The following is a 16533-nucleotide window of genomic DNA, read 5'->3' on the forward strand; positions in this document are numbered from 1 at the left end:
TAGCATGCCAAGCGGTCAAACCGCAACCGATATTTTCCCTCAAACCACCAGCCCGCCAGCCTGCTTTAGAAAAACACCTCTGCCTGTCGTAAAAATGGTCCCCACTCAAAAACGGGCACAATAATCAGCATTTCTTGGAAAAAGGGGTTCATCCGGTTATTGCATAACTTCCTGTAAGTGAGCATCCGACAATTCTTGCAGAAAACATTGGACATGTTTTCAGAGAATACCTGATGAGTTCAAATGCCATTCATCAGACTCAAGAAACCTTTGCTTACCCGTGATTTTCTCTTGACAAGCGTAACCCTCTTGGTTACAGTACCAGCCATGATAAAGTCTTTTATCCATAAAGGCCTGGAAGATTTTTTCTACGATGGAACTCGTAAAGGCATACAAGCCAAGCATGCTTCCAAACTGGTGGCGATATTGGATAGGCTTGATGCGGCAAATGAAATCAAGGATACGAACTACCCCGGCTCCGGCCTTCATCTGATTCCCAAAACGAAGGGGCGCTGGTCGATAAAGGTCTCCGGTAACTGGCGTTTGACGTTTGAATTCAAGAATGGAGAAGCACTGAACGTAGACGTCGAAGACTATCATTGAAAGGGACTATTATGCGAACACGAAAACGACCGCCGTCTCATCCGGGATCGATTCTCAAGCTTCATTACCTAGACCCGTCAGAGATCAGTGTTACTGATCTAGCGAGGGAGTTGAGATTGTCGAGAAAAACAGTATCCAAAATACTGAACGAACGCGGCGCCGTGACAACGGATGTTGCCTTGCGGTTGTCCAGAGCGTTTGATACTACTCCTGAGTTATGGTTGAATCTTCAGAGAAATTACGATCTCTGGCATACGGCGAATGAGACGACTGATTGGCAGGCAATAAACCCTATACTGAAAATCGCACATGTAAGCGCATAGAGGATGCCTTTCTTCCTGCTATACGTAATGTCAGCCTCGACGAAAAAACAGGACTTCAATCTGTACTGAACATAATTCACGTATGCCGAAAGACATTGGAGTCATATCCGCATTTTTGTGGTCTGACAGAAGGCAACTATCATGATGTTCGGTATATTTACGGATAAAACCATCGGGATTCTCTTGCTGAGTTTGATGGGGCTTCAAGGCATGTTCATGATGCTCTCACCGGGCTCCGTGCGGATTCAAAAACCGGAAGGCGGAATGACTTCCTGGATTTACAATATTTTCAATTTGGTCTTTTTGCTGGTATTGCCACCTCTTGTTGCATGCGGCTTAATTGGTCTGCCGGATGTTTTCCGGTGGACCCATTGGAACCTTCCGAGGGAAACAGCATTCTTCATCAGCCGGATTATCGGTGTGCCGGTTTATATTCTTGGGTGCATTTTAATCTACTGGAGCCGTGTCGTCATGGGAAAGAGTTTCCGCTTGGGTGCTGTTCGGCCCGGTCGGGAAGATCGTTTGGTAATTTCCGGTCCCTTTCAATACGTGCGTCATCCCATGTACACCGCAGTTATTCTTATGGCGATCGGATTGAGTTTTATAGGAAACTCCTGGTTCATTTTGGCGTTGGCCCTCACGTTCATTGTATTTATTGTCAGAGTCATCCCGATTGAAGAAGCGCAGTTGGAGGCGGCTTATAAAGATGAGTACCAGGACTTGCGATCAATAACATGGCGATTGCTTCCTTGGATTTATTAAAAGACTTAATTCATTTCTTTCCGAGCAGACAACGGTTTGGGAAATTTTCTTATTGAGGTTTTTTATCGACAGCTTCCTGTAAGGCTTAAAATTATTTCTTTCGCCGAAATCCAAGCCTTCAAATACAACTGTTCAGTTTTGCTGATCGATCCAGATCATTGAATCCGGTCTGAAATGTGGAGGGCTGAATTGCGATTTTTTCCACTGAAGAAATAAGGTCTCCCTTCTTGATATTTATAAAACGTTACCCATCAAGAAAGCATGGATTTCCTTAATCATTGATTTTATTTCCCCGATAATTATGATATGCATGAATGACTCTGTGGCATCCCGTAGCCAATGGATATAGATGATCCATTCTGTGAAGGCCGGTGTCAACGCATAATGGTTGAAAATTGCGGCATCGTCAGGAAAATATGCATCTGTTTGGAAATGACTCGTAATAAACCGAAGTAGGGCACATGCAGGTTTTTGAAAAAACGATCTCAGGAGAGACAAATGCTTGGATTGAAGCTTAGAGAAGAATTTCTCGGGGCGCACATGCCCGGAACTGCCATTTCACTGCGTACAAGCGACAACCAAGGCGCCGCACAGAAGTCGCCCGATTACATTCTGTCGATCACCTATCCAACGGCAGATGTCCAGACTGCCCTGATGGCAATCAGCAAGAAACGCAGTGGTTGCCCCATCGTTTTGATGGGAGATCGTGGACGCGGCAAGTCGCACATCATGGCCGTCATGCACCATGCCATCCAGTCTCCTGATATAGTCGAGAATTGGCTCAAAGATTGGAGCGCAAGAAGTGGCAGTGATGAGCTCAAGTCTTTTGAGATGGTCAAGGGATACGTCCCTATTTCCGAACCAGTCCATAATCACGAATATCCAATGCTTTGGGATCTGCTGTTCGACAGGCATCCGAAAGGCGAATACTATCGCGGCCAGTTTGAAAGCATGACTCAACCGTTTCCGCCTCGAACACTCCTGGAAAAGATGTTTGTTGATAATCCAACTTGTTTGATTCTGGATGAATTCCAAACCTGGTATACCGGCCTGCCCGACAAAGACCCCAAGACGGGCCTGCTTGTCAAGCAGTATGCCTGCAACTTTGTTCAAATTCTTTCAGAGATAGCAAAAGATCGCCCGGAAATTCTTATTTTCGTCATTTCGGTCTTCAATAACCAGAACGACGCATTTCAGCAAGTCCACCGGCAAGGACCGGTTGTCATTGATTTTCGGGGGCCTTCTGCCAAACAGGACCGCCAGAAGCTTCTCCTGCATCGCCTGTTTGAGAATCGTCGCAACATTCCTGCTGCCGATATCACCAATACGGCTGGAGCCTATGCGGGTGAAAGATTCCGGTTGCTACACACCAATGAATCTGATGCAGAAAAGGAACGTGTTCACCGTGAGGTTTTTTCCTGCTGGCCTTTTAGCCCTGAGCTGCTTGACCTTCTCGAAGATCACATCCTGCTTTCATCGGCAGCACAGGAAACGCGGGATCTTATACGCATACTGGCACAGGTATTTCGTTCCCGTGGTGATTTGGTTCCTGTTATTACGCCGTCAGATTTCTTTGTTGATGGAGAATCCGACGAGGTTCAGACCCTTGTTGACTCGATAGCTGTTCAGGCGGGGCAGGAAAAACTGCGGCAGATTGCCCAGCATAATCTTGAAGCCGTTCGTGACTCTGGGGCTCTCGTCCCAAATGCGCGTGAGATAGTGAGCGCCATCTGGATGCGCTCCATGTCTCCCGGGAAAAATGTCGGCGGCACTCCGGCGGCGCTGCACCTGGATATTACCAGAGAGATTGCTGTTGACGACAACGCATTTCAGGCGGAGTTGGCGTTGCTTATCGAAAACAGCGTCAACATCCATGGCGATGAGGTGCCAGGCGGCCCTCTATGGTTTGGGGTCAACGAAAATCCGCGGTCAAAGGTCCGTGCCTGCGCAAAGAATAATAAGCTCTGGCATATCGGCGCTGTCCCTACGGCGGGTCAGACGGTTTACCCCGGAAAGGATATCTCCCATATTCGCAAGACGCTGCGGCACATTTTTGTTTCTGAAACAACGCAACCTCCATCTCGCGTAATTATTCTCGGTCCTCACTGGAAGGATGATCCTTGGAATGACATGGATGATATTGACAAGCCTTCTAAATGGGATAGGCCGGTTCTTCTGGTGATCCCTGATCTGATTGACGGCGGTCAGGCTGGTCTCAATTCCTGCCTCGGCGTGTGGCTGGCCAAGCATGTCCAGAAGCGACGCAACACGATCCGCTTCCTGCTTTCAGCGAGCGATACGCCAGGTCTTTATACTGACGACGAGCTCATCTATTCCTCTCGTTGCAGTTACCTCTGCTCACCCGAGGGATGGGGTTCCGACATGACCTATAAGGCATTGCACCAGGATTTTGACCGGCCTCTTCGTCAATCCCTGAAATCGCGCTTTAACCGGTTTGCGATCCTGCGCAAATGGAATTTCCAGCAACCACAAGACTGCGTGTTTGAGGTCGAGAAGATTTCTGAACAAGGCGGAGATATCCCAGCGGCTGTCGAAGCAAAAATCTTATCGGCTCTCTTTGACCAAACTGAATTCAAGAAATTCGTACTCAAGCGGGCCAAGGATTCTGATTTTGTAGGTTCCTTGATGGACGATCTGACCGAGCCCCCTCCTCCTAACACAGGCGAAGCGATCCCCTTCCTGGGGGAAATAAAGATCTATGAATTCATAATGGATATTGTGGCCAAGGGCGAGCTTGTCCTTAATGTGAGCGGTGCCTGGATCGGGCGGCGGGCAGAAGATGCAACCGACGAAGATGCCCTGCGCCATATCAAATCAAAAGCGTTTCGCACCGGTCAAGAGATGCGGCAGATACAGCTCGGGCTTCCCGGCGCCGTTGGCGGTGGAACTATTACTGGCCCGAAAGACCCCGTAGGTGGTAATCGTCCAGGGGGGGTAAAAGAGGTTGGGCCAGGAATCACGTCGGGACCAGAGAAGACAGGGGGCGGAGATCAAGGGGCCGACCCTACGGCAGGCGGGGAACCCATAAGTGGAAACGGTGAGACAGGAGGGATCACGCCACCCCTAGTGCCGCCGGTAATCAAGAGCAGAAAATCCGAGGAGTCCGCGACAGGCATAAACCTTTCGGGGTGTTTTGAAAAATGGGGCGTTTCTTCCAGCCAGCCTATTGAAAGCGCACGAATCGAGTTCTCCGGATTAACGGCTCAGCAGATAAAACAAATCCTGCTGCATATTCCATCCACCTTCAAGGCGACCCTGGAGATTGACTACCAGGATGGGGGTGAGGAATGAGCACGGACTGGACCGGCATTATTCTAAACTCTAAGTCACCCGCCACCACCTGGGCGGAAATTTTTTCAGCTCTTCTGAGCATGGCCAGGGAGAGTTCATCGCCCGTTGCCCTTCATGATGCAACCGTCATGCCCGACCGATTGCTGACCGAGGCCGCCTGGGAGCTGTGGGAGGCTTTCCCGGAATCTGTGATCAAAACTTCCACCACCCTGAAAGATTGGACAAACCAGAGTTCAGGCAAGGCGGTTCTGATCCTTGACGCCCTTTCTCTCCGGGAACTGCCCCTCCTGCTGGGAGCGGCGGCAGCCAGAGACATTCAACCACTTCATGTCAAAATCACCGGGTCGGAATGCCCCTCAACCACCGATTACTTCGCCAAGGCGATCGGGTTGCCTTCGAGAAGCGCTTTGGCCAATGACGGAAAGCCGGGTACTTTTACTCTGTTTGGAGGCAATTGTTATACCGACGTTGTCAGCCTGCCGTTCGAGGATTGCGCGGTGCCACCGACACCCAACATCGTCATCTGGCATTCCTGGCTCGATGACCTGATTCACCTGCAACATAAACTTCCCGACCAGATCGCCGGCATTGCATCAAGTGTTCTGCAGGGGGATGGATTCTGGAACTTTCTCAATAAATTACGACAGGGCCGCAGTCTGGTCATTACCTCCGACCACGGCTATGCGGTGAGCAAGCGCTTCTCTTCCGAAGTGGAAGACCCGGAGGCTATTGAGATTTTGAGAAATACTTTCGGCGCGTCCCGCAACAAGGCCGTTTCAGAGCCGTGGCAGAAACGATTCATGCCGCCCATCGTTATGTCCTACAACAATCAACACGTTGTCATGGGACAGCGGAAATGGAAAGTCCAGGGCGGCTTTCCGCACGTCTGTCATGGTGGAATGAGCCTTCTGGAAGTCGCCGTGCCTTACCTGGAGTTGCCGGCGCTATGAGCGATCAGAATACAACGGAAGTCGATCTCTGGGGTGATGAGATAAAACAAGCTCCGGATGTGCCGAAAAAGAGTAGCGGTACATCGAAAGCAACCCTGCGGGAGGGCCTGCTCCCCGATAAGCTGGGCAAAGCCGTGCGGTTGCCCGTGCCGGATTTTTCCGATCCGAATCGCAAGCTGACCTGCCTGGAGGCGGATTTCCCCATCGCCCAGATCAACGCGCTGTCGAACCTTGAAGGCAACGCCGGCAAGCCTATTTATCAGATGTCAAAATGGTGGGCTCGCCGTCGCTCCAGTGTCTTCCGTGCGATGCTGATTGCCGCGGCTACTGAAGCACCCGATGATCCCACTGAAGCAGCAAAGAAGGTATGGGATCATTATTACTGCAACCATCAAAAAGCCGGATCTTTTAAAAAATTACGCGTGCTGGACTGCTTCATGGGTGGCGGTACAACTCTGGTTGAGGGCTCACGATTGGGAATGCAGATGACGGGTGTTGATCTCAACCCAGTCGCCTGGTTTGTGGTGAAAAATGAATTGGCCTGCAGTGCCCCGGAACAGGTGAAGGCGCTTTTCGAGTCTATCGAAAAGCAGGTTAAACCGCAGATCCAACCGTTTTATACCACCACCTGCCCGAGAGGGCATAAGGGGCTATGGATTGATGTGCAGAGTGGCGAAACAGTCGAAATCGAGCCGATGGATTTACCGCCCGAACAACGCTCCCGTTACCGCTGGGAAGGGCCGGAGGTCATCTACACCTTTTGGGCCAAACATGGGCCATGTCAGGCCAAGGGATGCGGTCATCGCACGCCGATTTTCAAGAATCCGGTCATCGCAGAGAAAAAACTGACCGCATACTTTATTCCGATAACCTGTCCCTCCTGCGGCCATTTGTTCAATGCGGAACTTGGCGAAACTCGTATGGCGCCTGCTGCAGAAAGAGTTGTTCTTGAAAATGAACCCTCCTTTACGGAATTGTCTCAGAACTTTGCCAAAAGACTAAAGCAGTATTCTCAAGGGACTGGGCCTGAAAAAAGAGAGCGGGCGCTGGAGCTTCTTGATTTGATCGTGCGTGAAGATGGTTTTAAATGCCCCAACTGCGGAGCCTCTGCCGGCAGCAAGATAAAAAGCATCCTTGACCGACATGCTAAAAGCGGAAGGGCTTCAGACCTGAAGAAAAAGGATTTTGGTATCGAAAGCCGCCATGTCTACATGTATCTGCTGATAAATCCAAGATGGTTTACGGGCGCACCCGGTGATGAGAATAGTATCGAACTTGGCGGTTATGCCGGAGCAGAAGCAAAGAGTACGATTCATTGGAATGAACTGCGAATTTCAAACCTGAATTTGATTGAGGTGAGAGGAAGAATCCGTCTTGCGGACGAAGAAATCGACGAACCGGATGAAGATGAAACCACAGATGCAGATGAACCCAATGAGGGTGATGAAGAGGAAAAGGATAGAAAGAAATATGGTCTCCCTCGGGAAATTAAGCTGCGAGATGGAACGGTAATTGAAACAAGAAAGGGCACCGTGCCACGCAGAGCTCACTTTACCTGCGCGTCCTGTGGACGCGAGGGCAATACACTTGAATCTGTTCGCCCTACTGGACACACCGCACCGGTAGCGGCCTATGCTTTACAATGCCATTGCCCGCAATGCGAGATAGAAAGCTACACTTATGGAGGACGCTACTTTAAATCTCCGGATTCTTACGATATTCACCGTTTCAAGGCGACCGAAACTGAATGGGACAACCGCTCGGAAGCGGATTTGACGGAATTCTGGCCCCGGCAGGAATGCTGGGATGCTTACATGATGCGGGCCAACGGCGGTGTCAACGACGGCTGGGGCTACACTCACTGGTGGAAAATGTACAATCCTCGCCAGCTTCTAGTCCATACCCAGCTTCTCAAGGCCATCACCGAAGCATCTGAAGATACCTGGCCATTGGATGTCCGGGAACAGGCATTGGGGGCGTTTCAGCAGTATTTGCGAAACCAGAATATGTTCGTTTTCTGGAATCCTCAACGCGATACTCCGGAACCAATGTTTTCTAACGCAAACTATCATCCAAAGATGCAAGTAATAGATAACTGTGTCTTTAATAATCTCGGGAGAGGTAATTGGCAATCCTCTTCTGCGAAATGTCTTGAGGGTATTGAATGGGCAAAAATACCTTGGGATTTAGTTGTGTCTGACAGTGGCAACGCAAAATCAGAGAAAGGTTTTCCCGAAGATCCCATCATCCCCGGCAACGAACCCTACTGCGGCTCATCCACCGATCTGTCGATGCTGAGCAACGAGCAGTTCGATCTGGTAATCACCGACCCTCCGTTCGGCAATAACTTGTTCTACGCCGACCTTGCCGATTTCTTTTATGTCTGGCTAAGGCTTCCCCTGCGCAAATGGTATGTGGGTTTACCCGAGGCGGTCTACTTCGAACCGGAACGCACCCCCCACAGCATGGAGGCGGTGGATAACTCGGTGGAACACCCGGACGACCGGGAGGATTACGAAAAAGAGCCATTCATCGAAACCAAACATCTGGCCCGGATTCGGGAACTGACCGGTGATGCTACCCTTGCCGTGAATGATCAGAATCCACTCCACCGCCCTCAGCCGTCCAGTGACTTCTACAGCCAGACCCTGTCTGCCGTATGGGCCGAGGCGTGGCGCCGCCTCAAGGATGGCGGAATCATGGCCTTTACCTTTCACCACAGCGAAGGCAGCGCCTGGGTGGATGTCTTGATGGCACTTTTTAACGCCGGTTACGTGCTGGTAGCGACCTATCCCATCCGTAGCGATGAGACCAAGGGTGATGCAGGGGCGTTCGGTAGTCGAAAAATCGAATACGATATTATCCATGTCTGCCGCAAGCGCATTGCAACTCCTGAACCAGTTAGCTGGTCTCGCATGCGGCGTTGGGTGAAAGACGAGGCCATGCGGCTGAAGGAACTTCTGGAACACACCCATGGCAAAACCCTTCCCGAATCTGACTTACGGGTGATCCTGTGCGGCAAGTCCCTGGAATTTTATTCTCGCCATTACGGCCAGGTGTTCAGCGGTGACGGTCAACTGCTGGATGTACGCGACGCACTTCTGGGTATTAACCAGCTTCTGGACGACCTGCTCGAAGATACCGCCCAGACCGGCGGATTACGCCCACCGGAGAGTGCCGAACCTAAAAGTCGGCTTTATCTGCGGTTGTTCAAAAATCATGTTGTCATGGAGCGTGATGATATGACCAAGACACTGCGCGGTACGGGTATCTCGCAGGGCGACCTGGAAGCCCGTGGTTGGATTCGGGCAGTCGGCAGAACCGTGCACGTTGTCCCAGTTCACGAGCGATTCGCCTATTTTACCGAACGCGGGCGCAATCGCAAGGTGATCAAGACCGATCTGGACCAGGCCCATTTCCTCATCGGCGCAGCTTTCCCGAATTCGGGGCTGAAGATCGATGCGGAACTGAACAACCCGAATTTTCGCCTCAAGAAATCGGTGGATGAAATCCTTCAATGGTATGCAGAAGTGGATCAGAGCTCTGTCAATCGCTTGGCGGCCAGGACAGCGGCTCAATTAGTCGAGTATTGGCGAACCCGGAGTAGCCGCCCGGAAGAACAGCGGCAACTTTCACTCTTTGAAATGCTGGATAGGGAATAACGAGGTGTATGATGAAAATTGAATCGATCCGCTTGAAGAATTTCAAATCCTTTAAAGACGCGGAACTCTCGGCATTACCGGAGCTCTGCATCATTGTAGGGGCAAACGGCGCCGGCAAGAGCACTATTTTCAGTGTTTTCGGTTTCTTGCGCGATGCAATGAATAGCAATGTCAACGCGGCGCTGGCCAGATTAGGAGGGAGCCGTGGCTTCAAAGAAGTGCGCAGCAGAAATTCGCAGGGGCCGATCGAAATCGAATTAAAATTTCGCGTCAAACAAGATAGTCCGCTTACGACCTATTTCCTGCAGATAAACGAAAAACAGGGCAAAGCTCAAGTTGAACGGGAGATTCTGAAATACCGTCGTGGCAGCAGCGGTCAGCCTTGGCATTTTCTGGATTTTTCCAAGGGAAAGGGAACTGCCGTCACCAATGAACTGGATTCCGTAACAGACGTCAAGGATTTAAACCGTGAGGAGCAGACCCTGAAATCACCGGATATCCTCGCCATCAAGGGATTAGCTCAGTTTGAACGCTTTCCGGCCGTGATGGCGCTCGGCGATCTTATTGAAAACTGGCATATTTCGGGTTTTCATATCAGCAAGGCCCGGCCTGAGCAGGAGGCCGGATATGCAGAACATCTTTCCCGGGAAGGTGAAAATCTTTCGTTGGTGATCGAGTATCTGTACAACCATGCCAGACCCACATTTGAAAAGATACTTTCGCTCTTAAAGATGCGCGTACCCGGAATCTCTCAGATCGAGTCCAAAACCACCGAAGAAGGGCGCGTTCTTTTGAAATTCCAGGACGGTTCGTTCGAAGACCCATTTCTCGCCCGCTATGTCTCAGACGGCACCATCAAGATGCTCGCCTACCTCACTCTGCTTTATGATCCAACCCCCCATCCGCTGCTATGCGTTGAAGAACCCGAAAACCAGCTTTATCCGAAGCTCCTGTGGGAACTGGCCGAGGAATTCCGCGCCTATGCCAACCGCGGCGGCCAGGTTTTTGTATCCACCCATTCACCAGATTTTCTGAATGCGGCGCGGCTTGACGAGGTGTTCTGGCTGGTGAAAAAGGACGGCTACACGCAGGTCTGCCGCGCAAAAGATGATGAACAGCTTGCCGCGTATATGGCGCAAGGCGACCAGATGGGTTATCTCTGGGAACAGGGTTTTTTTGAAGGAGCCGACCCGCGATGAAGACCATTGTCTTTTTTCTCGAAGAACCGTCGGCGAAAGAGATGCTCGCAGGAGTTCTGCCACGCATTCTCCCCGAAAACTTTCAGATTCGGTACATTGTGTTTCGGGGGAAGCAGGATCTGGAAAAAAATCTTCAGAAGAAGCTGCGCGGATGGAGAATGCCGGAATCCGTTTTTGTGGTAATGCGCGATCAGGATTCGGGGGATTGCAAAGCGGTTAAATCCAGGTTAGCTGATCTCTGCGGCGAGGCAGGTCGAGAAGATATATTGGTTCGTGTGGCCTGTCGGGAATTGGAGAGCTTTTATCTGGGCGATCTGGCGGCAGTGGAGCAAGGGCTTGGTGTCAGAGGCATTAAGGCGCAGCAGCTCGGGAGGAAGTTCCGGAATCCGGATGCGCTGGGCAACCCGGCGGAGGAACTCCGTAATTTGACCAGCAGTGCGTATGATAAAGTTGCCGGCTCTCGCGCTATCGCACCTTACCTGACGTTAGAGGGCAACCTCTCCCGGAGTTTCAATGTGCTCCTCTCGGGAATTAGAAATCTTGTGGAGATATAAAAATGGACACCCTATCGAACAACGTCTGGCAGCGTAGAGGGTCTTGCGTCGTCTTTGATAAGACGAGTCTGGGGCCGTTCATCTCCGCTGGCGCTGCCATTTCCTTGAGGCAGGCGCTATCCTGGTCACAGGGACTACCGGCCAATCCTCCCGTGCCTGGACGCACAATCCTTGTATCGGGTTTGGAGACGATAATCGAGACATTGGAACCGCAGGAGGCTGAAGAGTTTCTTAGAGGTCGCATCCGACCGTTACTGAAAGCGATTCAGGAAAAATGGACTGAATGCGGATTAGTCTTCGGATTCGCTTCACACCCCAGGGCCTTCGAGGAAACCGCGCTGGAAGAGGAGGTCCTGTTTCGCCGCCGCGACCGCAAGACGGTGCGTCTGTCCGAGGGGCTCTGGGATGGAAGCGCCACAATGAACATGAAACGTCTAATCCGGGATGGATTGCAATCTAACGAAGGAACAGTAGTCGGCTATCATGTTATCCATATCTCCTGAGATTCAGCCCGGCCTTAAGGTCAGTCATGTCGAGCTGGGGGACGGCGTTGTCGTCGGCCGCGAGCCGACCGGCTATATCACGGTCTTTTTCCGCAGCTTTGGTGAACGGCAGGTTCCGGCTGATTCTCTCCGCCCGGCAGCAGATCGCTTTGACCAGATTGTGCAGAGCATGATTCCGGCCTCAGCAGACCGGCTGGAAAGGCTCTGGCTCGCTGTCGAAGCTGAAGAAATCCCCCTGATGGAAAGCGCGGCGACACTGACCTCCGCGAAGGTCGATCTTTTACCGCACCAGGTTGTTCTCGTACATCGGGTGGCCAACGCCCGGCCGAAACGTTTTCTGATTGCCGATGAGGTAGGTCTCGGGAAAACCATTGAAGCCGCTCTCATCCTCCGGGAATTGGCATCCCGCGGTGAGCTGCAGCGGGCCATCATGATTGTCCCCGCTGGTTTAGTAGAAAACTGGCGCAGGGAGCTGAATGATGTCTTCAACCTTGATTTTGAAGTGTTCGGCAGTGAAGGCGATGTAACAGACCGTAAGTCAAACGCCTTTGCCAAGCACAACCGGTTAATTGCCTCTGTGGATACCCTCAAGCGCCCGACAAGGGTAAAAAAACTTCTCGCTGCGCCGCCTTGGGATCTGGTGGTCTTCGATGAAGCCCATCACCTCAGTGTCTATCGTAACGGCAACAAGGTGAAGAAGACGGAAAACTTCAAGCTTGTCGAGGCAATCCGCGACCATTGCCGAGATCTGCTTTTTCTGTCCGCCACGCCCCACCAGGGAGATCACTTTCGCTTTTGGATGTTAATAAATCTTCTTGATCCTACATTGTTTGAAGATAGCTCGGATATGCTCGATAATCGCCATCGCCTTAATGCGGTAGTAATCCGGCGCACCAAAGCCGACGCCTGCGCCCAAGACGGCAGCCCGTTGTTTCTCCGGCGCATGGTGCATACCGAAGGATTCAGCCTTTCGGATAAGGAGATGGATTTCTATAACGCGCTCCTTGACTATCTGCGGGATGGATACAACCTTGCTGCTCAGCAGGGGAACAAAGGGCGTGCCCTGGGATTTGTCATGAGCGTTTTCCAGAAGATCGCTGCCAGCAGCTTTGCCGCCATACGCTCTACCCTGCAACGCCGGTTGCTGATGCTGACTATTCAAGAGGGTACAGAGCTCGACGAACTTCTGGATGTCGATGGCCGGAACCGGGTCTTTGAGGAAGCAAGAAAGATCATCCACGGTATCTATTCGCTTCCCTTTGACTCCGTAGGAAATGCTCAAACAGACCAGATTCTGGCTGATGCGAAATTCCAACTACTCAAGAAGCGAAATGAAGCACGTACGTTCGTTACGACAGCCGAGAGCTTTTCGGATTCGGAATATGAAGCGGACGTCGGAGAAGATTCGGCAGCCCTGCTTGTCGCCATTGCGTTGCCGGAGGAACGGCAGCGGATTCTTGCGCTTCTGGCCCGGTTCCCCGAAGGAATAGAATCCAAGACAGCCATGCTTATCCATGCCTTACGACAGATATGGCAGCAGAATCCCGATGAGAGGGTCGTTATCTTCGCCACCTACCTCGGCACGGTAGCGGCCATCAAGATGCAAGTAGCCGCGGCCTTCCCCGGCAAGGGCGTGGATGTTCTCAAGGGTGGCGATCATGGTGCCAAAACCGCCGTTCAAAAGCGATTCCGGCGCAAAGACGGACCAAAAGTTCTGGTCTGTACGGCAGCCGGGCGTGAGGGGATTAACCTTCAGTTTGCAAGAATCCTTTTCAATTATGACCTGCCTTGGAACCCGATGGATCTGGAGCAACGTATTGGCCGAATACATCGCTATGGGCAGGAATCCACAGCCCAGATATATAACCTCGTCGCAACCGACACGATTGAGGGGAAGATCTACCTGCTTCTTGAAGAAAAGCTGGGCGAGATTGCGCATACGCTGGGCAAAGTAGATGAGCAGGGCCAGATTGCCGAGGACCTCAGAACGCAGGTTTTGGGTCAGCTAAGTAGCTGCCTCAGTTATGACCGGCTGTATCAGGATGCTCTGAGCGATCCCACATTAAGAAGAACTCGGCAGGAACTTGAGGTCGCCATGTCGAATGCCGACTTGGCTCGCCAGGTTGTCTTCGAGCTTTTCCAGGTTTTGGATCGCTTCAACCTCGGCGACTACGAAAAATACGATGATCAGGGACGTGGCATGCAGCGACTGGTTGGTTTTGTGTCCAGATCAGCCAGGCTCTCAGACTGGGTTTTCCACAAAGAAGACGAAACCAGTTGGAAATTGTCCCACAATGGTGAACCAGCAATCTTTTTTACAACAGACCGTGACCGGGCCTTGCAAGATGAGAACCTCCAGCTTCTGGGCTTGGAGCATCCCATCGTCAGCAAGATGCTGCGCCGGCATACCACGTCTGATTCAGCTCCTCGTGCTCTTGCCGGGAAAGCAAGTGGGCTCGCCGGTGGTGGTTTGCTCACGATCTGGAAAATCAACACCCAAGGGAAGGATGGTCAGGCAAGCCATCACATCGTCAGAATCGGCATGACCGCAGCAGGCGACCGCGCCCCCTGGCTTGAACGCCTGGAATACGATCTCCTGGGAATGGATGCTCCGACATCAAAGATGCCTGATGAATGGCAAAGGCTTGCCACGAACAGGAGGCAGCGGCTACAGGAGCTACTGCATAGAGAGCTAAGCTATTCAGGGATCATCAACGAAGAAATGTCCTACTCGGCCGTTCCGCTGGTAATACTGGGGATTGAAATGTAAAGAAGGTATCCATACAGCCTTGAATACTCACTATATTTTGAAGTTGATTGTGTCTTGACTTATAAGGATGCCCTCACTTATAGTTCAAAATGCGCAAAGGTAGCTATTATCAAATAATATTTTGACGATATCTCAATGAATAAATTTTAAGTTGGAGTGTGAGATGGCAGACCCTAACTGGCAACTACAGAAGTTCATTATAGGCATAAGACACGAGAGGACTTTTCTTATTTCGGATATCCACGGGGGCATAATGGACGTGGTTTTGGGATTGCGTAAGAAAGTCCTGTTTCCCAAGGGCTGTTTTAGTCAGATGACTCGACCGGACGTTACCAAGATCATTTTGACGGATAAAGATGAGAATTTATCCCTGACCTGCAGCATAGACGGGGTAGTAATCCAGGCAGAAATGTTCGAAGGCTCTTTAGTCGCCATAGAAAAAGTTGCCGAAATTTTTACACACATTGTGCATGCTGTCTTACCACTAACCGAAGCAAAAGACAAAATTAACCGGCTGGGGGTTATCTATGAATTTCAGATCTCTAATTTTACAAATTCAGCAAAGACTATTTTCTCTCAGTTCATGAAGGTGAACCTGACCGGAATCCATGATAACATGCTCATGAGGATCTCACTTAAGAATCCTGTAACGGAATCAGTGATGTCCTCAAAATCGCATCATTTTCAAACCGGCTTATTTGGTACATAATCACGCAGCCGCTGACACCGTAACCGGATTCGCAGTCCCATCGGCGTTTAAAATTGACCCCATTTTGCCATTCGTACTTCCCCGATGGCTGCAGTTATCAACATCCATCCTTCCGCCATGCTCGGGAAGGGCCGCTCCAGGATGGCTATTGATAACTGCCTCCGGTGCCTGACCCTTTAGAAAATCTTTTTTAAAAACTTGACGCCATCGGGGAATATCGAATAACATTAAAACAGACGCGCCATGACGCCCGCGCTCATCATAACGCGTATCTTACATCAGGCTGCACTGCCGGAGAAAAGGAGCAATGATGGGCACCATTCATAAAACAAGCTGCGTTCTCTGTTCGCAAAACTGCTAAATCGTGCAAGGAGGAACCATGACCGAACTTGTGAACATTTCTATTGATAACCATATAGCAGATGTCCGTTTCAACCGTCCTGATAAATATAATGCCTTAAACTTTGATATGATTGAGGCCATCGCCAACGCCCTCAAGAGACTGGAGGCGGAATCGGCGGTAAGGGCGGTTGTGGTGTCTGGCGAAGGCAAAGGCTTTTGCGCTGGTCTTGACCTGGAGAATTTCGCGGCGCTGCAGTCCCAGGCGGGAAATAAACTCCCTGGCCTCGTGGAGCGATACGAAGACAGGATCACTAATATTTTTCAGTACATTGCCTATGGATGGAAACAGCTTCCCATGCCGGTAATCGCAGCCATTCACGGGGTGGCGCTGGGCGGCGGCTGCCAGATCGCGCTGGGGGCCGATATCCGTTTCTGCACACCCGACGCTAAATTTTCCATCATGGAAATGAAATGGGGGTTGATCCCGGACATGAGCGTTTCCCAGACCATCCGCGACCTGCTGCCTATTGATGTGGCCAAGGAATTGATCTTCACGGGAAAAATCATCAAGGGCGAAGAAGCAGCCCGCTTGCGACTGGTCACCCACGTATGTGAAAAGCCATATGAAGAGGCCATGCTCCTGGCCAAAGAAATTGCCTCTAAAAGCCCGGATGCCATACGCTCCGCCAAAAAGCTGTTAAATGAGGTTTGGCATGGCAATTCAGCGCGGGGGCTGCTGATGGAGTCTGAACTTGAAAATAACCTGATTGGAACTGCCAACCAACTGGAGGCTGTTTCTGCAAACTTTGCGAAACGTACGCCAGAATTCAGGAATCGGTAGCCC

General features: G+C 51.1%; 12 protein-coding genes. All 12 read left to right on the forward strand.

What is annotated here, in order from left to right; genetic code table 11:
* The first annotated feature begins 327 nt into the window (after positions 1 to 327).
* The 12 genes from K0B01_10910 (at position 328) to K0B01_10965 (ending at position 16530) form a co-directional block, all read left to right on the forward strand.
* The gene (locus K0B01_10910; GenBank protein ID MBW6486645.1) at positions 328 to 603 is read left to right on the forward strand and encodes a type II toxin-antitoxin system RelE/ParE family toxin; all 276 of its coding nucleotides are present in this window, start codon (positions 328 to 330) and stop codon (positions 601 to 603) included.
* Between the two features lie 11 nt (positions 604 to 614).
* The gene (locus K0B01_10915) at positions 615 to 926 is read left to right on the forward strand and encodes a HigA family addiction module antidote protein (GenBank protein ID MBW6486646.1); all 312 of its coding nucleotides are present in this window, start codon (positions 615 to 617) and stop codon (positions 924 to 926) included.
* A 141-nt stretch (positions 927 to 1067) separates the two neighbouring features.
* The gene (locus K0B01_10920; protein MBW6486647.1) at positions 1068 to 1688 is read left to right on the forward strand and encodes an isoprenylcysteine carboxylmethyltransferase family protein; all 621 of its coding nucleotides are present in this window, start codon (positions 1068 to 1070) and stop codon (positions 1686 to 1688) included.
* 498 nt (positions 1689 to 2186) lie between these two features.
* On the forward strand, positions 2187 to 5000 hold the full coding sequence (locus K0B01_10925; protein ID MBW6486648.1) for a hypothetical protein: 2814 nt from the start codon (positions 2187 to 2189) through the stop codon (positions 4998 to 5000).
* Positions 4997 to 5950: a hypothetical protein gene (locus K0B01_10930; protein ID MBW6486649.1), complete on the forward strand. Its 954-nt coding sequence runs from the start codon at positions 4997 to 4999 to the stop codon at positions 5948 to 5950. Before K0B01_10925 ends, K0B01_10930 begins: the two co-directional genes overlap by 4 nt.
* A complete protein-coding gene (locus tag K0B01_10935) occupies positions 5947 to 9612 on the forward strand; it encodes a DUF1156 domain-containing protein (protein ID MBW6486650.1) in 3666 nt (1221 codons plus the stop codon). Before K0B01_10930 ends, K0B01_10935 begins: the two co-directional genes overlap by 4 nt.
* An 8-nt stretch (positions 9613 to 9620) precedes the next feature.
* A complete protein-coding gene (locus tag K0B01_10940) occupies positions 9621 to 10811 on the forward strand; it encodes an AAA family ATPase (GenBank protein ID MBW6486651.1) in 1191 nt (396 codons plus the stop codon).
* Positions 10808 to 11365, forward strand: coding sequence for a DUF4276 family protein (locus tag K0B01_10945; protein ID MBW6486652.1), 558 nt, complete (start codon positions 10808 to 10810; stop codon positions 11363 to 11365). The genes K0B01_10940 and K0B01_10945 overlap by 4 nt, the downstream gene beginning before the upstream one ends.
* Positions 11366 to 11367: 2 nt before the next feature.
* Entirely contained in the window at positions 11368 to 11868 is a 501-nt protein-coding gene (locus K0B01_10950) for a hypothetical protein (protein ID MBW6486653.1), read from the forward strand.
* Positions 11849 to 14638 (forward strand): DEAD/DEAH box helicase family protein, encoded by a 2790-nt coding sequence (locus tag K0B01_10955; GenBank protein MBW6486654.1) that lies wholly within the window; start codon positions 11849 to 11851, stop codon positions 14636 to 14638. Before K0B01_10950 ends, K0B01_10955 begins: the two co-directional genes overlap by 20 nt.
* Before the next feature lie 253 nt (positions 14639 to 14891).
* Positions 14892 to 15347: a hypothetical protein gene (locus tag K0B01_10960; GenBank protein MBW6486655.1), complete on the forward strand. Its 456-nt coding sequence runs from the start codon at positions 14892 to 14894 to the stop codon at positions 15345 to 15347.
* Between the two features lie 379 nt (positions 15348 to 15726).
* Complete coding sequence (locus K0B01_10965; protein MBW6486656.1) at positions 15727 to 16530, forward strand: crotonase/enoyl-CoA hydratase family protein; 804 nt, start codon at positions 15727 to 15729, stop codon at positions 16528 to 16530.
* The last annotated feature ends 3 nt before the right edge of the window (positions 16531 to 16533 follow it).

Source organism: Syntrophobacterales bacterium (assembly GCA_019429105.1).
Taxonomy (GTDB): Bacteria; Desulfobacterota; Syntrophia; order Syntrophales; family UBA5619; genus DYTH01.